15 protein-coding genes are annotated in these 19881 nt (G+C 40.8%); 6 read left to right on the top strand and 9 right to left on the bottom strand.

What is annotated here, in order from left to right; genetic code table 11:
* Positions 1-126: 126 nt before the first annotated feature.
* Together asnB and H5232_RS16215 are read left to right on the top strand one after the other, a co-directional pair.
* Positions 127-1800, top strand: coding sequence for an asparagine synthase B (gene asnB / locus H5232_RS16220; RefSeq protein ID WP_182719005.1), 1674 nt, complete (start codon positions 127-129; stop codon positions 1798-1800).
* The gene (locus H5232_RS16215) at positions 1784-2632 is read left to right on the top strand and encodes a PhzF family phenazine biosynthesis protein (protein ID WP_182831195.1); all 849 of its coding nucleotides are present in this window, start codon (positions 1784-1786) and stop codon (positions 2630-2632) included. Before asnB ends, H5232_RS16215 begins: the two co-directional genes overlap by 17 nt.
* Here the strand turns inward: H5232_RS16215 and H5232_RS16210 are convergent.
* The 3 genes from H5232_RS16210 to egtB all read right to left on the bottom strand — a co-directional run bounded on the left by H5232_RS16210 (position 2603) and on the right by egtB (position 5736).
* The gene (locus H5232_RS16210; protein WP_220496082.1) at positions 2603-3391 is read right to left on the bottom strand and encodes a 2-keto-4-pentenoate hydratase; all 789 of its coding nucleotides are present in this window, start codon (positions 3389-3391) and stop codon (positions 2603-2605) included. The genes H5232_RS16215 and H5232_RS16210 overlap by 30 nt on opposite strands.
* A 201-nt stretch (positions 3392-3592) precedes the next feature.
* Positions 3593-4504 (bottom strand): L-histidine N(alpha)-methyltransferase, encoded by a 912-nt coding sequence (gene egtD, locus H5232_RS16205; protein ID WP_259400144.1) that lies wholly within the window; start codon positions 4502-4504, stop codon positions 3593-3595.
* Between the two features lie 2 nt (positions 4505-4506).
* Positions 4507-5736 carry an ergothioneine biosynthesis protein EgtB gene (egtB, locus tag H5232_RS16200; protein ID WP_182831194.1) on the bottom strand — a complete coding sequence of 410 codons (1230 nt, stop codon included), beginning with the start codon at positions 5734-5736 and terminating at the stop codon, positions 4507-4509.
* A gap of 506 nt (positions 5737-6242) precedes the next feature.
* Here egtB and H5232_RS16195 point away from each other — a divergent pair.
* Positions 6243-7823 carry a BCCT family transporter gene (locus H5232_RS16195; protein WP_145233245.1) on the top strand — a complete coding sequence of 527 codons (1581 nt, stop codon included), beginning with the start codon at positions 6243-6245 and terminating at the stop codon, positions 7821-7823.
* An 82-nt stretch (positions 7824-7905) separates the two neighbouring features.
* Here H5232_RS16195 and H5232_RS16190 read toward each other — a convergent pair whose 3' ends face one another.
* The 4 genes from H5232_RS16190 to H5232_RS16175 form a co-directional block, all read right to left on the bottom strand.
* On the bottom strand, positions 7906-8616 hold the full coding sequence (locus tag H5232_RS16190; RefSeq protein ID WP_182831193.1) for a 3'-5' exonuclease: 711 nt from the start codon (positions 8614-8616) through the stop codon (positions 7906-7908).
* Positions 8617-8619: 3 nt separating this feature from the next.
* Complete coding sequence (locus H5232_RS16185; RefSeq protein WP_182831192.1) at positions 8620-10515, bottom strand: DUF294 nucleotidyltransferase-like domain-containing protein; 1896 nt, start codon at positions 10513-10515, stop codon at positions 8620-8622.
* 94 nt (positions 10516-10609) lie between these two features.
* Positions 10610-13690: an efflux RND transporter permease subunit gene (locus H5232_RS16180; protein WP_182831191.1), complete on the bottom strand. Its 3081-nt coding sequence runs from the start codon at positions 13688-13690 to the stop codon at positions 10610-10612.
* Between the two features lie 2 nt (positions 13691-13692).
* Positions 13693-14709, bottom strand: a complete 1017-nt coding sequence (locus H5232_RS16175) for an efflux RND transporter periplasmic adaptor subunit (RefSeq protein WP_182740129.1) — start codon at positions 14707-14709, stop codon at positions 13693-13695.
* A 410-nt stretch (positions 14710-15119) separates the two neighbouring features.
* On the opposite strand from H5232_RS16175, the gene H5232_RS16170 reads away from it, so the two are divergent.
* Complete coding sequence (locus H5232_RS16170; RefSeq protein WP_149982479.1) at positions 15120-15461, top strand: hypothetical protein; 342 nt, start codon at positions 15120-15122, stop codon at positions 15459-15461.
* A gap of 321 nt (positions 15462-15782) precedes the next feature.
* Here H5232_RS16170 and aroQ read toward each other — a convergent pair whose 3' ends face one another.
* On the bottom strand, positions 15783-16313 hold the full coding sequence (gene aroQ, locus H5232_RS16165; RefSeq protein ID WP_149982480.1) for a gamma subclass chorismate mutase AroQ: 531 nt from the start codon (positions 16311-16313) through the stop codon (positions 15783-15785).
* 139 nt (positions 16314-16452) lie between these two features.
* The gene (locus tag H5232_RS16160) at positions 16453-17460 is read right to left on the bottom strand and encodes a rhodanese-related sulfurtransferase (protein ID WP_145233236.1); all 1008 of its coding nucleotides are present in this window, start codon (positions 17458-17460) and stop codon (positions 16453-16455) included.
* Between the two features lie 215 nt (positions 17461-17675).
* Here H5232_RS16160 and H5232_RS16155 point away from each other — a divergent pair, with 215 nt between their 5' ends.
* Together H5232_RS16155 and H5232_RS16150 are read left to right on the top strand one after the other, a co-directional pair.
* A complete protein-coding gene (locus H5232_RS16155) occupies positions 17676-19004 on the top strand; it encodes a DEAD/DEAH box helicase (RefSeq protein ID WP_145233234.1) in 1329 nt (442 codons plus the stop codon).
* A gap of 2 nt (positions 19005-19006) precedes the next feature.
* Positions 19007-19837 carry a S1 RNA-binding domain-containing protein gene (locus H5232_RS16150; protein WP_182719011.1) on the top strand — a complete coding sequence of 277 codons (831 nt, stop codon included), beginning with the start codon at positions 19007-19009 and terminating at the stop codon, positions 19835-19837.
* Positions 19838-19881: the final 44 nt, after the last annotated feature.

The raw sequence follows: 19881 nt of genomic DNA, 5'->3' as shown, positions 1-19881 counted from the left end.
GTGCATAAATTATTCTGAAAATATTGTAAAAGCTATGTGACTTAGTTAATTATTTCTGTTAAAACAAACGTGAATGGTTAGGTATTATGACCTAACTAACACACATGATAGGAATGAGGAGTTACTATGTGTTCAATTTTTGGTGTATTAGATATAAAGTCTGATCCCGCTCCATTGCGTACGCAAGCAATTGAAATGTCAAAATTATTACGTCACCGCGGACCTGATTGGTCTGGTGTATATTCATCAGATAAAGCGATTTTAGTGCATGAACGTTTAGCCATTGTTGGTGTCTCAAGCGGTGCACAGCCTTTATACAACCCTGAAAAAACTCATATTCTAGCGGTTAATGGCGAAATTTATAATCACAAAGAACTTGCCGCTAACCTTGAAACCGATTTCACTTTTCAAACTCAATCAGATTGTGAAGTTATCTTAGCGTTATACAAACAGAAAGGGCCTGAATTTTTAGATGATCTGAACGGTATTTTTGCTTTTTGTTTATATGACGAAGAACAAGACGCTTATTTAATTGGCCGTGATCATATTGGTATTATTCCACTTTATACAGGCCACGATGAGCACGGTAACTTTTATGTTGCCTCAGAGCTAAAAGCACTTTCACCAATCTGTAAGCATATTGAAGAATTTCCTCCTGGACATTTTTTATGGAGTAAAGATGGTCAATTGCGCCCATATTATGCCCGTGATTGGCAAAGCTTCGATGCAGTTAAAGATAACAGCGCAAAAGCCGAAGACGTCAAAGATGCACTTGAAGCCGCCGTTAAACGTCAATTAATGTGTGACGTACCTTATGGCGTGTTGTTGTCAGGTGGTTTAGATTCATCCGTTATTTCAGCTATTACCCAACGTTTTGCAGCAAAACGTATTGAAGATAATGATGAAAGCGATGCATGGTGGCCTAAGCTGCACTCTTTCTCGGTTGGCCTTGAGGGCTCCCCAGATCTAGCGGCTGCACAAAAAGTAGCTGATATGATAGGAACTGTTCATCACCCGATTATATTTACGATTCAAGAAGGGATTGATGCCCTACGTGAAGTTATTTATCACATTGAAACCTACGATGTAACTACGATCCGTGCTTCTACTCCGATGTACTTAATGGCTCGCCAAATCAAAGCGATGGGTATTAAAATGGTGCTCTCTGGTGAAGGCGCTGATGAGCTATTTGGTGGTTACTTGTACTTTCATAAAGCACCAAATGCACAAGAGTTTCATGAAGAATTAAACCGTAAAGTATCTAAACTGCACATGTTTGATTGCTTACGCGCAAATAAATCAATGGCGGCATGGGGTGTAGAAGCCCGCGTTCCCTTCCTTGATAAAGAGTTTGTTGATGTTGCTATGCGTATCAACCCTGAAGCTAAAATGTGTAAAGATGGCAAAATTGAAAAGCATATTTTACGTGAAGGCTTTGACGGCTACTTACCTGATGAAGTGTTATGGCGTCAAAAAGAGCAGTTTTCGGATGGTGTAGGCTACAGCTGGATTGATACATTAAAAGAGTTTGTAAACGAGCAAGTAACCGATCAAGAGCTTGAAAACGCAAAATTTAAATACCCTATTAACACACCTGATTCAAAAGAAGCGTATTACTACCGTACTATTTTTGAATCTCACTTCCCAGGTGATGCAGCCGCTAAATGTGTACCACACGGTAAGTCAGTCGCCTGTTCAACGCCTGAAGCGTTATTATGGGATGCATCATTTCAAAATAATGCCGATCCATCAGGTCGTGCCGCAGGTATTCATAACGACGCCTATGCACAAAAGAAATAATAAGCCTAGTCGCTTATTAAATCTGGCAATAACTCACAGACTGCACAAAGCCCCGCGCTTTGTGCAGTCTTTTGCTATTGAGCAAGTTTTTAACGATACAGCGAGACGCTGTAAAGGTTCGTCTGCGTTAATTGTTATTTATAAAACAGGGTTAACAACTCGACTAATGCAGCGCATTGCAAAAAACACCGCTCAGCCCGCCACCGTATTTTTAAATCAAGCCAATATCAAAAAAAATCGATGCCCTATTCGTTGGTTTAATCACAGCCATGAGATCAGCCGCTGTGGTCATGGGACACTCGCCGCTGCACTGTTTTTAAAAAAATGGCAAGGGTTTAGCCCAAACACTTTTTATACAAATACAGGGGAAGTATTTAAAATCAGAATACATCAACGCGCACTGCAACTACAATTAGCCACCATTGATAGCACCGAGGTACAAACAGAGGTTCTGCTGCAACAAGCCATTCCTACCTCAATAGTGCAAAGCTATAAAACAGCAAAAATTAACGGCTACAGTACTGTGATGATTAACAGTGATCAGCCTTTAAAAACACTCGCGATAAATACAGCACAATTACAATACTACCCAAATGCAGTGATTGTATTGCAACAACGCCAAACAGCTAATCAAACCACACAGTGGCATTTTCGATATTTTGCTCCTTATTATGGCGTTGATGAAGATAGCGCTACAGGTTCAGCCATCAGCATTATTGCCCCCATAATCAAACAATACACTGAACAAACACATGGCCAGCTTTTCCAAGATTCTGTTTTCGGAGCAACCATTAATTACCATTTAAAAAACAGTAATGTCATTATCAGTTAAGCCACTAAATTTGACGGTGTATTTTCCAAGCCCTGCATAGTCAATTTCAGTATCAACATCAGTGTCTAACTCAATAACACCACAATATGAGCCTGTTATGAGAATTTGCCCAGCAGCGAGCGTGATCCCACACTTAGCCAGATAATTTACTGCCCAATAGATTGGTGTTTGTGCCAGACCACATGGATGCTTGCCAAGATAGCTATGACAGCGATTATTTTGTGTTATCGCGATAGTAATATGTGCCGCATCATAAGCTACTTGCTTATTAATTTTAGGACCAAGTAACACCCCTTGGTTACTTAAACCATCCGCTAACTTTGCAAAGTGATTTGCTTGATACGCTGTAGAGAAACGGTTTTGGATCAGCTCAAGTGCCATATGCGTGTCACTCACCGCGTGGTCAATTTCAGCTTCGCTATAGCTGGCCTGCTTTGGCATATTTTGCGCAAACACAAAAGCAATTTCAGGCTCTATCCGTGCCTTGTTTTGTTCAGTATATAATGTGCAGATTTGTGCAAATGATTGCGGCGGCTTTAATATCGGAGCCAAAATAATCGCACCGTTATCAAGTGGTAATAGGCATTTCCAACCAAATACTTGGCCCTTGTTTAATGCAATCATCAATTGTTGAACAGCTAAACTATCTTCAGTGCTTGTTAATGCTAATTGTGGCGGTAAATCTGATTGTGGCGCTGCACTTGTGCGTTGTGCAAATAAATGTGCTGCAATCGTTTTTAATTTAGTAGAACTGTCCACACTAACCTCTTCGTAATAAGGTTTTATAATGGCTACACCAGCAGCCGTAGGTTTAATGTAGTATTTATACTATTAAAAAATCAATTTGCGCAGCATTTTTAGCTAAGTACAGTTAAATAATAAATGATGGACTGTGCATTATTTAAATTGGCCTCAATAAACACAATGCAAAATAACCCTGCTCGTCTTGCCACGTTTGCTCTAAACGTAATCCAGCTTGGGCGCTAGTTCAGTAAATGCCTGTAGTTCGTATTTATGGGAGTTTTCTGTATGGATGCTCTCACCTTGAGAAAAGCTAAATGATTCGCCATTAACGGTGACTGTTTGAGCACAGTTACTGATCAAATGCATTTCAATACGGCTTAGTTTTTCATTAAACCGTGATTGGTGATTAAACTGGCTAAGATCAAAATCAGCATTTAACTCAGCATTAATACGCTGGAGTAAGTTTTTATTAAATGCCGCGGTGACGCCTTGTTTATCGTCATAAGCATCAAGTAATACTTGACGGTCTTTGAGCAAATCAATGCCAATCAGTACATAACCGTTAATACCACATAACCGATGGAAATTTTTCATGATCTCAATGGCTTTTAGTGGTGAAAAATTGCCTATTGTTGAGCCTGGAAAATACACGAGATTCGTTTGGCTATCCAATTGTGTTTCACGGCTTAACTGCTTTACCATTTGGCTATGAGTAAAATCCCCCAACAACGGCGAAATAGCTAACTCAGGAAATAATGGAGATAAATGGGCCAGTGAGTAATTAAGCATTTCATTAGAGATCTCAAATGACACAAAACTTTTCACATTCACTAAGTGCGCTAACAAATAAGCAATTTTTTTACCCGAGCCACAGCCCGGCTCTATGATTGATAAGTTATCAGGAAGCAACTTGGCAATTGCTTGGCTGTGCTTGGTTAAAATGCTCAGCTCTGTGCGTGTCACGTAGTACTCATCAAGCTCAGTGATCTGCTCAAACAAAGCGGCCCCGTTATCATCATAAAAATATTTACAGGGTAGATTCTTTTGCTGCTGTGACAGTCCCGCAATAACATCGTTTAAAAAGCGGTTATCAATGTCGGTTGTCATTAATGTTGTTACTTGGCTCATGCTCAATCCTTAGCGAGTCTAATACCACTGCGCATCCACGCTTGGTGTGGGTAATAGAAATTGCGATAAGTTAGTCTTAAATGATTTTGTGGGGTAAGTTTACAGCCACCGCGCAGTACCATTTGGTTCGCCATAAATTTACCATTGTATTCCCCTGCCACGCCTGCTATTGGCTTAAAGCCTGGGTACGGTAAATAGGCACTGTTTGTCCACTGCCAACAGTTGTCGGTCAGCTGGGTGATAGTTTGCGCCGCATTACTGTTAGCAACGCTTTCCCATTCAAATTCGGTTGGGAGGCGTGCTTGTGAGTAATGTGCAAAAGCGTTTGCTTCGTAAAAGGTAACATGGCTTAGCGGCTCATTTAGCGCCAAAGGCTGTAATCCAGCTAATGTAAATTCAAACCACTCATTATTTACTTTATGCCAATAGAGTGGCGCAGTTTGCCGAGCATTATTTATCTGCGCCCAACCGTCACTGAGCCAATGCTCTGGATTTTGATAACCACCGTCTTGTATAAACGCTAAATACTCACCATTGGTAGTTAACCGGTTAGCAAATTTAAATGGCTGAATAAGCACTTGATGAGTTGGCCGTTCATTGTCGTAGCTGAACGTTTGCTCAGTTGCACCAATATGTGCAGTATGCTTTGAGAATGCCACAAAGCTAAGAGGACTGGCTTGCGTAACAGGATTTTCTATACGGATATTGTTAGTGTCACAATAAGCAGGAAACAACGGATTAACTGAAAAGTTATATTGAATGTCCATCAGCATTAGTTCTTGGTGCTGTTGTTCATGGTTAAGTCCTAATTCAATAACTTGCTTTATTGACTCGCTACACGGTGCACTCAGTAATTCAATCACCGCCCGGTCAACATATTCTCTATAGGTAATCACGTCATCTAAACTAGGCCGCGATAAACTCCCTCTGCAGGCACGCTTAAATTGTTCACCTATACCGTTATAATATGAGTTAAATAAAGTTTTAAAGTTAGGATTAAATACTGTGTAGTGAGAGCTATGTGCAATTAGCAAAAAAGTTTCAAAGAACCACGTTGTGTGCGCAAGGTGCCATTTACTAGGGCTTACATCTGCCATAGCTTGTAATTGGCAGTCTTCTGCTGATAACGAGTTTATTAACGTCACGCTGTGGTGTCGAACGCGATGATAATGCTGAGCTAATTGATGCTCATCAGCCGTGTTTTTAGTGTTCTCTTTGCCATGGTTACTCATAGTAATGACTAAATTCCTTATCGCTACTGATCAATGATATAGCTCATCTAATGTTAAATCATATTCATATTACGCTTTCATTACTGCGACTATAAAACGTCAATCTCGTGCAACTGCCTTTTACAACTACAAAAAATAATAGCTCAATTAACCACAAAAAACAGCCGCGATTACTTTAACAATCAAACTAATTTTTGACCTTTTGCGAATTATGTACTTTTATATAAAAACATAAAAATGGTTACAATGGCCATATAAGCCGCTATTTAACAACAAAATCATTTACATTTGGTATTTAACTCATACACTAGTAGCTGTATGATCATCTTTTAAATTAGTTAGTCTTCAAATAAATTAAAGTATCAATTATTACCTAACCTGAACTTTGCTTTAAAAATTTACTAACGTAGTGATTTATTATCCGAAGCTTCAAGTTACTTAGACTAATTAAATTAGGTATGTTGCTGGTAACAAGCAGCTTGTTAGGACAACAAAAGAGGTATTGCATGAGCGAAAATCATGACAAATATAGTATCGACAATACGGATTACACCGTAGGTCAGGATAACGTGCAAAAATGGGGATTTGATATACACAACCCTGTTTTTGGCATCAGTGCGGGCCTGATTGTCATCTTTTTAATCGCCATTCTCGCTACCGATCCACAAACTGCAAAAGCAGCACTTGATGGTGTGAAACTCGATATAATTAATAATTTTGATGCCTTGTTTATGTGGGCTGCAAACTTCTTCGTTATTTTTTGTTTAGCACTGATTGTTTCTCCTTACGGAAAGATCCGTTTAGGAGGCAGTGATGCTAAGCCTTCATATACTCGTGTTTCATGGCTCGCTATGTTATTCGCCGCAGGCATGGGTATTGGCTTAATGTTTTGGGGGGTAGCTGAACCGGTTGCATATTTTACTGGTTGGTATGAAACACCACTGAATGTAACAGCCAACACCCCAGAAGCTGCAAAACTGGCAATGGGGGCAACTATGTTCCATTGGGGCCTGCACCCTTGGGCTATTTATGCTGTAGTTGGCTTATCACTATCATTCTTTACATATAACAAAGGTTTACCACTGTCTATCCGGTCAATTTTTTACCCTATATTGGGCGATAAAGCATGGGGCTGGCCTGGTCATATCATTGATATTTTAGCAGTACTGGCAACTTTATTTGGCTTGGCAACATCATTGGGGTTAGGCGCTCAGCAAGCGTCTGCGGGGATAAACCACGTGTTTGGTCTCGAAGGTGGCATTGGCTCACAAATACTCGTTATTGTTGGCGTTACCCTACTGGCTATTATTTCCGTTGTGCGCGGCATTGATGGCGGTGTAAAACTCCTTAGTAATATCAACATGCTAATTGCTTTTGCCCTTTTGGTATTTGTTTGCTTAGTTGGCTTTGCTGTTGCGATGGGTAATATTCCTACCACCTTTATGGGTTATGTAGAAAATATCATTCCATTAAGTAATCCACATGGCCGTGAAGACGAAACATGGATGCATGGCTGGACTGTATTTTACTGGGCTTGGTGGATTTCGTGGTCACCGTTTGTAGGCATGTTTATCGCTCGCGTATCACGCGGTCGTACTATTCGTGAATTTTTGATTGCGGTATTACTTATTCCAACATTGGTAACAGTATTATGGATGTCAATTTACGGCGGTATTGCAATTGATCAAGTAGTCAATGGTGTTGGCGCACTTGGCCTAAATGGTTTAACCGATGTCCCTATGGCTATGTTTCAAATGCTAGATGAATTACCTATGTCTAATATTTTGTCTGTAATTGCTGTGCTATTAGTTTTAGTGTTTTTTATCACTTCATCTGATTCAGGGTCATTAGTAATAGACTCTATCACTGCTGGCGGGAAAATTGATGCGCCAGTACCACAACGCATATTTTGGGCATCTATTGAAGGTGCTATTGCAGCCGCGCTATTGTGGATTGGTGGTACACAAGCAATCGAAGCACTGCAAGCAGGTGCGGTCTCTACCGGCTTACCATTTACAATCGTCTTGCTGTTTATGTGTTTAAGCCTTATTTTAGGTCTGAGAACTGAGCCGTTACCGGCTAAATAAACGCTATATAAAACCAAAAACGCCGCAAATTTGCGGCGTTTTTTATTTAAGCTTATTAGCCAAAGTTCAGGTTAAGAAATTTTTAACTCCATAACTGCGAGATCGGTGTATCTTCTCGGTAATGGTGACTCAATTGTGCTTGTAACAGTTCAGCTGTTGCTAAAGCGTCTGTTAAAGCATTATGGTTTTTATACACAGGTAATGAATAGCGCTGGCGACAATCACCTAATCTAAGCGATCCTAACCTAGAATTAAATAACCAACCTAGCAAACCCTGCCTGGCTTTTAAGGCTTTTCGTTCAATTTCCATGGTATCAACCAAAGCAAAGTTGATCCCCTCGTTAAGCCTAAGTAACAGTGCAGTATTTAAGAAGTGCCGCTCAATCGCGGCATAGTGTACAACAACGACTTTACCACTGAGTGCTTGCAATAATGGCTCAATAATCTGGTTAAAATCCGGGGCATCGTCAATTTCTGAATGCGTTATGCCATGTATTACAATGGATCCCTCGTTGAAATTACGCCTAGGGCGCACCACCCAATGGCGACTATCTTTGCAATATATACGCTGTAAATTAAAAGGAATTAAACCAACGCTGACAATATCATCACTAGTGCTATCTAAACCGGTTGTTTCAAAGTCCATTGCAACAAATGGCACATCTTTAATTGCTGCGAATTTATCGCTAAAAGCAGCTCCATAAAAACGTTTGATAGTGTCATTTTGAGCGCCGCTTAATAAATTTTTATAGCGTGTTGCCCAGTCAATCATTGCTTGCTTTTTGAAAGCCATAAATTACTTCACCCCAGAGTTTGCTGAGTAACTAAATTTCAAATAGCTTTGTGCTTTTTCTAAAATTGCAAAAGCTTCTTTTAAGTTACGCTGCTCAAAAGGCGATAATAAATGAGGGTCTAAATCGTTGTCGGGTTCTTCCCCTTGTTCAATTTGCCACGCTTGGTGACGGATCCGCATCATGGCAATATATTCTAGCGCATCTCGCAAATCTTGTGCTTTGCCTTGCGGTAGAAGCTTCGCTTCAATAATATCTTCTAAGCGTTCGAACGAGTTTTGCTTACGTGATCCAACCGCCAATGCGTGAACCCGAATAACATCTGAAAGCGGCGCTGTGCCTCTGCGCTTTAAATTCATAGAACGTTTATGCTGACCGTTGTGCTCCATAACAAAGCCTTTAAAAAACCCCAATGGTGGGGTTCTGTTGCGGGCATTTGCAGCCATATTAGCTAAAAATATGCGATTAACTTTACTTTGTTTGGCAATAAATATTTTAAGCTCATCGGCCCATTTGGTTTTACCCCACACCCCGTCTAAATCAAAAAATATGGAGCTATTTAGTAAGGCTTGCGGTTTAGGTTGCTCTATCCACTGAGCAAATTGCTCAAACCATTGTGCACGTGTTTTTCGCCATTTTTTAAATGACGCCATTATTTCGCCATCACAATAGGTATAACCGCATTGAGCTAAACCATCACAAACAAAATCGGCAATATTTTGAAAATACGTATCATGAAGTTCATCATCATAATCATCATCTAGAATGAGCGCGTTATCTTGATCAGTAACAATGAGTTGCTCATCCCGCGCCATTGAACCTAATGCGATAAAACAGTATGCAACCGGCGGCGGCCCATACTTTTCTTCGGCTAATACCAGTAACCTTTGTTTAAAAGTGCGGCCAATCACAGCCATTGCCGTGCCAATCATATGCGAGTTTGCATCTTCATTTACCATTCGTACAAACACATTCGGCAGCTGGCGTGCATAGTGTGTTAAATCTTCAATTGATTGCTGCGCAAGTATTCCACGTACCAATAGCAAGCTGCTTTGTGATTCATAGCGTAAAATATCAGAAAGGGAAATAACCCCAATTGGACGGCGTTTTTGCACCACCGGTAAGTGATGTAAGTTATCACGTAGCATCGCAAGTACAGCTTCGAAAACATAGGCATTGGCATCTAATAAAACCAAGTTTGTAGACATTATTGTATGCGCGGGTGTGTCAAATGCCAGCCCATGAGCAATGACTTTGGTACGTAAATCTTTGTCTGTGATAATACCAACAACTTGACCATCATCTTCCTCTGGGTCGTCGTTAATAGGTTTAGTACTATCAGTCACTAAAACCGATGACACCGATTCATCAGTCATAAGCTGGGCAACTTGTTGCACCGTCGAATCAGTATTAACTGTTACCACATCACGGTGGATCAGCGATTTTACTTTTGCCGTGGTTAAATCATTACCATCGGCTTGTTCAACAATTGCCTGATGTAAACGAACATTACCATCCGTTTCAAAATAGTCAGCAAATGAATCAAATTCGTCGCAATAGCGGTTAAATAGTTCAACATTAATGCAATACACTAGCGTATCTTCAAGTGCTTTAGCTGGAAAGCGAACCTTGCGATTCATCAGTAAACCCATCTGCCCAAATATACCGGCAGTGGTTAAACGATTATCCAGTTCCCCATTACGTCGATACATTTCAACAGAGCCGCTTCTGATCACATAAAGATCAGCAATATCTTGACCAAATAATAAAATATCGGTGTGCGCTCTAAAGTAAGCGACTTCAACTTGTTGCGCGAGCTCATTGATTGCTTTGCTCGGTAGACTGTCAAAAGGCGGGTGTTGTGCTAAAAACTGCGCGATTTCTACTTGTTCGGCTTGCATAAAAAAAACCTGTTGGGGATAGCTTTCCCAAGTGTGAGCCTAATTAACTTATTTTTCAAAGATAAATAGTTAATTAGGCTATTTTAATTGTGATTTACTCTACCTTATCAAGCTCCTGCGCAAGTTGCTTACTTTCATCACCACGAGGTGAAGTAAAGCGTGCTAAGCCCAAGTAAATTACCGGTGTTAAGTACAGCGTAAATAGCACCGCTAAAGACAAGCCACCAAACACGACCCAGCCAATCGCATTACGTGCCTCAGCACCTGCCCCAGTTGATAATATCAGCGGCAGTGCACCTAGTAAGGTTGATATCAAGGTCATAGTAATTGGTCTTAAACGTACTAATGCTGCTTGCTCTACAGCTTTACGAACTGTTAAACCTTGGTCGCGCAATTGGTCAGCAAATTCAACTAACAAAATCGCGTTTTTCGCGATTAAACCAATTAACATCACCAAACCTATTTGCGAGTAAATATTTAACGAAGTACCAGTTAAATACAGCGCTAAAATTGCAGATGTAATACCAAACGGTACTGTTACCATCACCACCACAGCACTATTAACATTTTCAAACTGTGCGGCTAATACTAAAAATACGATTAAAAATGCCAGTATGTAAGTGATAAATACTTCATTAGAAGTTTCTTCAAAGGTTAAAGCTTCACCTTTAAATGCCAAGCTAATGCCACTTGGTAGCGTTTGCTCTGAAATATCACGTAATTGCGATACTAGCTGTGCAATACTCATGTCCGCCGGCAGTTCCATATCAAGCTCGATAGCACGACGCTGTGCGTGGCGTTCAAGCTCGGCGGCAACACCTTCTTCTGTTATGGTTGCAACGCTACTCAGTGGTACTAACTGACCGTTATTTGCACTGATATATAAATTAGCGAGATCACTGGGATCTTTAATGGTTTGATTTTGTGCTTGCAGAATAATCGGTACCGATTGGTCACCAATATTTAAATCTGCAATATCATCGCCATTTATCGCAGCACGCAAGGTGATTGATATATCACTCAGTGACACTCCTAATTCCTCTGCACGACGTCTATCAATATTAACGCGCAATTGCGGCTGTGATGGCTGATATGAAATACGCACGTTGTCAATCGACGGGATAGTCTGCTCAACCTGGGCAGCAAAATCTTGTGCGGCCTTATAAATCTGCAGGTAATCTTGCCCTAATAGTGCCAGCTCAATACCGCCACCTTGACCGCGTAAATTTAAACTATTTGACCCAGACGGATAACCTGCCGCCCCAGGAATATTACCCAGCGGACCGCGAATTTTATTAATGATCTCTTGCTGTGAAAAATGACGCTCATCCCAGTGTTTTAAAGGCACGGTAATAAACACAATATTTGGATCCCACTGCCCTACAACAGTATAAATAGATTCAATTTCGCCGCTTTGCACATACGGCAGCAAAATATCTTCCATTTGCATTGCTTGACGGTCCATAAAATTCAAACCAACACCGTCAGGGCCCCGAGCAAAGATACGTATTTTTCCGCGATCTTCTGAAGGCAGTAATTCATTATCTAAATTGAGATACAAAGCACCCGAACCCGCAGCGACTAATATACTAGCTATAAACGTAAGCCACGCATGATCAAGCACCCAATGAATGGTTTTAGTATAAATATTAGCAAGCCAATGACCTATTTTAGCAAATGGGTGTTTACCACCTTGTTTGAGTTTTAGCTTTGAGGTGAGCGCTGGCACTAATGAAAGCGCTACAAAGCTTGAAATGATCACCGCTCCCGCAAGTACCCCACCAAACTCCCTAAATAATCGCCCTGCGGTTGAGGGTAAAAAAGCGATAGGAACAAATACCGCCGCTAACACCGCTGTCGTTGCGACAACAGCAAAAAACACTTCTCGCGTGCCAATTACCGCAGCAGCACGGCGGCCAAGGCCTAAACCGCGTTGACGTTGAATGTTTTCGCTGACCACAATCGCATCATCAACAATCAACCCCGTTGCTAACACTAATGCCAGCAAAGTAAGTATATTGATTGAAAAACCCAGTGCCCATATCAACGCTAATGAACCAACCAAGGCAACAGGAATTGCAAATGCAGGCACTAAAGTCGCGCGCCAAGAGCCGATAAATACCCATAATGTAATGATCACCAGCAGCACAGTTAGCACCAGTGAGTAAATCACCTCATCAACTGAGCTCCTGATAAATTGGGCATCATCAGAAGTTAAAGTAAATTTCAGCTCCGGAAAACGCGTTTGCATTTTTGCTAATAAACTTAATACTTCGTCAGATATTTCAATGGTATTTGACTGTGCTTGACGTATAACTTCCATGCCAATCACTGGCTGGCCGTTTAAGCGCACCATAGAGCGAGGATCCGCAGGACCAAAATACACCGCCGCAATATCACCAATACGCGTACCATCACGAATAATAATATCGGCCACTTGCTCAGCGGTAACTGAGGTTGCATCTGCGCGCACTATAATTTGTTGATCCGTCGATTTCAAACTACCGGCAGGTACGTCAAATGGCGCTTGGCGCAGTACTTGGGCTACATCAGGAACGGTTAAATTAAAACTGGTTAATTTAAGTGGATCAAGACGCACCCGTAAAACACGTTTTCGGTCACCATTTAAACGTACATCGGCCACACCTGGAATGGTTAAAAACTGCGGTGCTAAATCAACCTCAACCAGTTCAGTCAACGCTTCAAGGGCTATGGTATCGCTTGATACGGTTAGCGATACCACCGCCTCAGCATCATTATCAGCCTTGATAATAGAAACGCGCTCAACTTCTTCTGGCAACTCCCGTTGTACACGTGCTACCGACTCACGGGTTTCATTCGCAGCATCATCAAGGTCAACACCAGCACGAAACTCAACAACAATCCGTGCATTGCCTTCTTCACTTTGTGCGCGAATAGTTTTTACACCACTTACGCGGGCTACCGCCCCTTCAAGTTTACTGGTTACTTCGGTATCAACAGTCTCTGGAGAGCCCCCAGGAAATGAAGCCGACACCGTGATCCTTGGCGTATCAACATCAGGTAGTTCACGAACTTCAACCCCGGCAATGGCCGCAATACCCGCAATAATGATCAGTAAATTAAGTACTACAATAAGCACTGGGCGGCGAATGGCCATTGAAGGGAGATCTTGCATCATAGGTTGTTGTTTCATACCTACTCCTGCGCTGCTGCAAGCGGCTTGATATAATTAAGCTCTTGCGCTGGGCGTAAACGTTGTACGCCTTCAACTACCAAAATATCACCTTCGTTTAAAGGCCCAGATACGAGCAAACGACCCGCTAAACGTTGCTGGATTTTAACATCAACGCGAGTTGCCTTTTGCTCAACACTTTTCCATACATAGGGGCCGGTTGCCCCCCATAAAAGCGCAGCTTCAGGCACTGCAGCTAAACTCTGCCCTAATACCTCAATATGTACTCTAAAACTCATACCCGGTAAAAATTGTGCTTGTGCATTATCCAGTTTTGCTTTGACACGCAGCGTACGTGTTTGTGGATCAATGCGTGAGTCAAGATAAGCGACTTGCGCATTGATCGCATCGCTTCCTTGCCACGGCATCACAGTCACGTTACCGCTAGTTCTGAGCATTGAAATAGCTGACTCTGGTGCATTAAAATTAATGTATAACGAACGAGTATCATCAATACTGGCGATGGCTGTTTGTGTGGTAATTCGATCGCCAACTTCGACATCCGTTAACCCCATGGTGCCACTAAAAGGCGCTCGTACTTGGCGATCTTCTAATTCGGTTTCGGCTTTAGTCACCGCAACCTTAGCTAACTCATACACAGTTTTTGCATCATCTAGATCGCTTTTTGGCACCGCGCCTTTAGCATGACTTTGCTGTAAACGTGTTTGTATTCGTTCACTATCTGCAAGCTTTATTTTCGCTTCATTAAGCGCCGCTTTTTGTCTGCGCGAATCGAGCTCTAACAAAATAGTACCTGCGGTTACCTGATCACCGGGTTTAAAATGCACAGCCGTCACTTTATCCCCCACTGCAGGATAGAGGATAACAGAGCGAATCGCTTCAGCATTACCAACCGCTTGAACTTGCTCTTTTGCACGTTCCATCGCAACAGGTTCAACAATTACATTAGCAGCAAATGCCGATGGCATTACCGCTGAACAAGTAATAAAAACACTGACTAAAAGAACTCGTAATTTCAAAAAGATCACCTAATTAATTATTATTTCCATTATGGTACGCAGTGTAACAGTGTTTTGATCAATAAAAAGTCTAGTTCGATTAACTATCAAAACAATACGTTGAAATACCTTTATAGGGGAAAGTAACTATAGCAGTGTATTTAATACTAAGAGGCTAACTAGCTATAAAGACCCTATACATAAACAGCCTAATTGGTCAGAATAAGGTATTGTCTTAAATTTACTCATAATGATAGTTTGAGCTTTTAGAACTAAAAATTGTTGAATTTACGGATTAATAAACCCTGAAAGTGGTCCAAAATATCTAATTTATTGCTAAGTACTTTTGAGTAAGTGGGCAAACAGGTATAGTATGCAACAATAGTTTTTATTAGGGTCCCCCCTGCTAGTTTATATTTAAAAGGACAATTATGTTTAAGCAAAAATTTACCGATATACATGGTATTACACACCAAGAAGCCGTATTTTTGGTCAACCTGATTAACATTAGTGAACAGCTTTCTAAACAACTACAATTCGATCACAGCGGAGAAGTTAGCGTTGAGTCTTACGAACATGGCAATGTTGAATTTTCAGCCGTTTATTGGACATCAGCAAAAGCTAAAGAGGACGGTTGTGAGCCGCTGATTTTTATGTATAAAAAAGATGTGTACACACTAGAGCAATGCACTATTGCTGTAGATAACGCTAAAGACATGACACCTGAACAGCTCACCAATGCCGCCGAAGCGCATTTAAAAACATTAATCTAAAGTTGGCATGTATACATGGTGATTTAATAAAAACATCACCGTGTTAACACGCTTATTTAGAACTTAAGATGACACCTATCACAATTATTTACCTAAAACAGGTTTTCACCACATAAAAATGCACGACGCACGCAGCGAAAAACGCAATGCTAATAACCGGATCTGAATACTAAATCAATAAAGTTGCTGTTGCTCGAATCATAAAATACTAATAGCTTAATCACTGATGTAATAACTGTGCTTAAAGCTATGATTTTTAAAAAATTTGTGCCTGTCCCATTGTTATAGATTAACACTTACCTGCTAGTATAAAAATTTATATTATTGAAGCCTGATTTCAATCAAGGCGTTAAATAACATCTCTTTGTCTGCTCTTGTTAAATATCGAGAATTTAGTGTGCGTTCAAAAACTTTAAATTCTTGCTGTGAAAAAACGCCTCCATGACGTAAATACTGTGTAAGTTCAATATTGATGTCTTTCCCTAGCTTTATCAGTGCAGGACGGATAACAGTATCTAAATTTCTAGGCTCTTTATCTGTTGGCTTACTAAGCAAGTCAGCGCGGTATCTGTATTGTATAGCCTTAGCCGCAGATATTTGGGCACGAAAAAACGCGAGGACACTTTCTTTGTTTAAGCCTTGTTTTTCTGCTGACAAACTTGCATTGTTAATAACAATTAGCTCACGCTCTTTATCTTCAATGGCTTGGTTATTATTACTCTTATAAAGCGCAACATCTTCCATGTAACTCAAGCGCAAGTTTATTGTTGAAAAAAGCTCTTGTGCTGTACTTGCAGCAAAAGAATTAGTTGAAAGCAGCATAGCTGCAAAGATTGAGATGATTCGAAACATAATATCTTACCTTATGAATTAGGGGGCTGTTATTGTGCAATAAAACCCTAAGGGTTAAATTTATTCAATCTTGATTACCATCAAAAAAGCCCCAGACAATGCTGAGGCTTTATAAAACGGTAGTAATAGCTCTACTAAATTACTTTTTGCGCTGTGCGTCTTTTTGCGCTTTTTTAGCCTCTTTACGCTTTTGTAAAACGGCTTGTGCTTCGTTGCCAATATGGCCTTCGCCACGAGCTTGCGCTAATTCAATTTGCTTTTGACGCTCAGCAAATCGTTCACGTTGTTCGTCGGTGACATCATCAATACAATGATGACACGAAACACCTTCCATGTACTCTGGTTTGAGTTTTTCGTCTTCAGTGATTGGCATACGACACGCATGACATTGATCATATGAGCCTTTTTGCAAGTCGTGATCGACTGCTACGCGATTATCAAATACAAAGCACTCACCTTCCCACATGGTTTCTTCTTTTGGTACTTCTTCTAGGTATTTTAAAATACCGCCTTCAAGATGGTACACATCTTCAAAACCTTGCTCTTTCATGTAAGCAGTTGATTTTTCACAGCGAATACCACCAGTACAAAACATAGCTACTTTTTTATGTTTGCTCGGATCGAGGTTTTCTTTCGCCCACTGCGGAAACTCGCGGAATGTTTTAGTATTTGGGTCTACTGCGTTTTGAAAAGTACCAATTTCGATTTCATAATCGTTACGGGTATCAACTAAAATAACCTCAGGATCTGAGATCAATGCATTCCAATCTTGTGGTTTTACATAACTGCCAACCACTTTCAGCGGATCAATCCCTTCAACACCCATTGTGACGATTTCTTTTTTTAGTTTTACCTTAGTACGGTAAAACGGGCATTCATCATCAAATGATTCTTTGCTAACAATGTTATCAAGGTTTGGTTGGCTATCTAACCAGCTTAAAAGGTTGTCAATGCCTTCACGCTTGGCAGAAACTGTGCCGTTGATACCTTCTGCGGCAATTAGTAAAGTACCACGTACTTCATTGGCTTCCATCACATCTAACAATGGTTGGCGTAGGGCTTCGTATTCAGGTAAAGAAACAAACTTATAAAGTGCACATACAACAAAGTGCTCGCTGGTTACATTGTCTTTATGGACAGCAGTCATGGTGATTCCTATTTTGCTTTAGCCGTTATTGGCGGTAACCGAATCGTAAATCCGGCGCATAATACATATTGAGGGCGCGTATTTTACGCTTTTTCTAATTAAATGCAAAAAAAGCAGTGATAATTGGCTTTTTACTGTTAGCCGCACTCGGGACTGCGCTATAATAGCGAAATTATTTATACCCAAACAAATTGCTCATTTTGGAGAAACACACTTTGCATTTTACTGATCTTGGGATTGATACTCGCCTTGAAACACAATTAGCGCATCAAGGGATCACCCAGCCCACTGATATTCAGGCCCATGCAGTGCCCACCGCACTGGCAGGCCATGACATTTTCGCCCAGTCTAAAACTGGGTCGGGCAAAACCTTGGCATTTTTATTACCTGCTGTTCAACGGGTTATGAAACAAAAGGCGCTCAGTAAACGTGATCCTCGTGTGCTTATTGTGGCGCCTACTCGTGAACTGGCGACCCAAGTATTTACCCAACTGCGCCTGCTAATTGCAGGTACTAATATTAAAGCGGTGAAAATATTAGGCGGTGAGAACTTTAATGATCAAATTAAAGCACTGCGTAACGACCCGCAATTTGTTATTGCTACACCGGGTCGTTTAGCCGATCACTTAACTCAGCGTTCATTACAACTAAGTGGCCTTGAGTTACTTATTTTTGATGAAGCTGACCGTATTTTAGATTTAGGTTTTACTGCACAGTTAAAGATGATCAACGAACAAGCAGATCATCGCCTGCGCCAAACATTATTGTTTTCAGCGACACTGGATCATGCACAAGTCGATGCGTTATCACGTAATTTACTGAAAAAGCCAAAACAAATTACCCTTAGTGCGGCTAACGAACAACATTCAGATATTAAACAAAGCTTATATTTAGCAGATCACCTTGATCATAAAGAAGCGCTGCTTGAGCATTTTTTAAAGCAAGACGAGGTCGGGCAATGCATTATATTTACAGCGACTCGTACAGATACCAGCCGTTTAAGCGAATCACTTAATGCTAAAGGTTTTAAAGCCCAAGCATTAGCAGGTGATTTAGCCCAAAATAAACGTTTAGATATCATGGACGGCTTTAGCCGTGAAAACTTTAAAATTTTAATAACCACCGATGTTGCCTCTCGTGGTCTTGATTTACTGAGCGTAACTCATGTAATCAATTTTGATTTACCTAAACACGCTGAAGAGTATGTGCATCGTATTGGTAGAACTGGTCGAGCTGGCTTTAAAGGCACCGCTATTTCACTGGTCGGTCCTAAAGATTGGTTAAGCTATAAAGCAATTAAATCATTCTTAAATGATGAACTTGAGTTTCATACCGTTGCAGGGTTAAAAGGTAAGTTTAAAGGTTTACGAGAACCAAAACCTGATGCAACATGGGCTAAAGCACAAGAAAATGTAAAGCCTAAAGTAAAAGCTGTGACTAAACGCAAAGCAAAACCTAAAAAGCCACAAGCGCCAATCAAAGCCCCTCTTAATATTGATGGTGATGCACCAATGCGCCGTCGTAAAAAGCCAGAACAGGAATAATTATGAGTTACCTTGGAACCACCCAAACCCTATTCGTTAACGAAGTAAGTAACGAAGGCGCGTACCTTGATGGTCATGATCTGGGTGAAGTTTTTTTACCAAGCAGTGAAATTAAACATGAGCTAGAAGCTGGCGACAGTGTCAGCGTATTTATCTTTTTAGATAATGCTAATCTCGCCACTGCAACAACTAAAAAGCCGTTAGCTCAAGTAGGTGAATACGCCCTACTTCGTGTTAAAGAAATCAACAGCATTGGCGCTTTTTTAGATTGGGGGCTTGATAAAGATGTACTGGCACCGTTCAACGAACAAAAGCCAAGAATGCAAGAAGGCTATTCTTATTTAGTACGTTTGTATTTAGATAACGCCAGTGGCCGTATTTGTGCATCAAATAACTTTAATCGTTTTATCAATAAAACGGAGCCTGAGTACGCCCCGCTGCAAGAAGTACAGTTAATTGTCGCTGGCAAAACCGATATTGGCTATAAAGTATTAATAGAAGAAGCACATTACGGCGTTATATTTTACAACATGGTGTTTAAAAACATGTTTGTTGGCCAACGCTTAACTGGATTTATTCAAAAAGTACGTGAAGACGGAAAAATTGACGTTATTCTTGAAAAACCAGGTATGGCTAAAGTAAGTGACTTGGGTGAGAAAATAATGGATAGATTAAAATCCGAAGGCGGTGTTATTGCTTTAGGTGATAAATCGGATCCTGAGACAATTAAAAAAGTTTTCTCAACCAGTAAAGCAAATTATAAAAAAGCCATTGGCGGTTTGTTTAAGCAAGGCTTAATTGATATTGAAGCTAAGGCTATTAGGTTGAAATAAGCTACGGGCTACGGGCTACGGGCTACGGGCTACGGGCTACGGGC

Source organism: Pseudoalteromonas sp. SG41-5, assembly GCF_014164495.1.
In the GTDB taxonomy this organism is placed as follows: Bacteria; Pseudomonadota; Gammaproteobacteria; order Enterobacterales; family Alteromonadaceae; genus Pseudoalteromonas; species Pseudoalteromonas rhizosphaerae.
Note: the sequence above shows the minus strand (reverse complement) of the source record. Positions and strands in the feature narration are given on the sequence as shown.

Excerpts from the sequence above, each read along its gene's own strand:
- asnB (WP_182719005.1), top strand. The coding sequence starts at position 127 with ATGTGTTCAATTTTTGGTGTATTAGATATAAAGTCTGATCCCGCTCCA.
- H5232_RS16215 (WP_182831195.1), top strand. The coding sequence starts at position 1,784 with ATGCACAAAAGAAATAATAAGCCTAGTCGCTTATTAAATCTGGCAATA.
- egtD (WP_259400144.1), bottom strand. The coding sequence starts at position 4,504 with ATGAGCCAAGTAACAACATTAATGACAACCGACATTGATAACCGCTTT.
- egtB (WP_182831194.1), bottom strand. The coding sequence starts at position 5,736 with ATGAGTAACCATGGCAAAGAGAACACTAAAAACACGGCTGATGAGCAT.
- H5232_RS16195 (WP_145233245.1), top strand. The coding sequence starts at position 6,243 with ATGAGCGAAAATCATGACAAATATAGTATCGACAATACGGATTACACC.
- H5232_RS16190 (WP_182831193.1), bottom strand. The coding sequence starts at position 8,616 with ATGGCTTTCAAAAAGCAAGCAATGATTGACTGGGCAACACGCTATAAA.
- H5232_RS16185 (WP_182831192.1), bottom strand. The coding sequence starts at position 10,515 with ATGCAAGCCGAACAAGTAGAAATCGCGCAGTTTTTAGCACAACACCCG.
- H5232_RS16180 (WP_182831191.1), bottom strand. The coding sequence starts at position 13,690 with ATGAAACAACAACCTATGATGCAAGATCTCCCTTCAATGGCCATTCGC.
- H5232_RS16170 (WP_149982479.1), top strand. The coding sequence starts at position 15,120 with ATGTTTAAGCAAAAATTTACCGATATACATGGTATTACACACCAAGAA.
- aroQ (WP_149982480.1), bottom strand. The coding sequence starts at position 16,313 with ATGTTTCGAATCATCTCAATCTTTGCAGCTATGCTGCTTTCAACTAAT.
- H5232_RS16160 (WP_145233236.1), bottom strand. The coding sequence starts at position 17,460 with ATGACTGCTGTCCATAAAGACAATGTAACCAGCGAGCACTTTGTTGTA.
- H5232_RS16150 (WP_182719011.1), top strand. The coding sequence starts at position 19,007 with ATGAGTTACCTTGGAACCACCCAAACCCTATTCGTTAACGAAGTAAGT.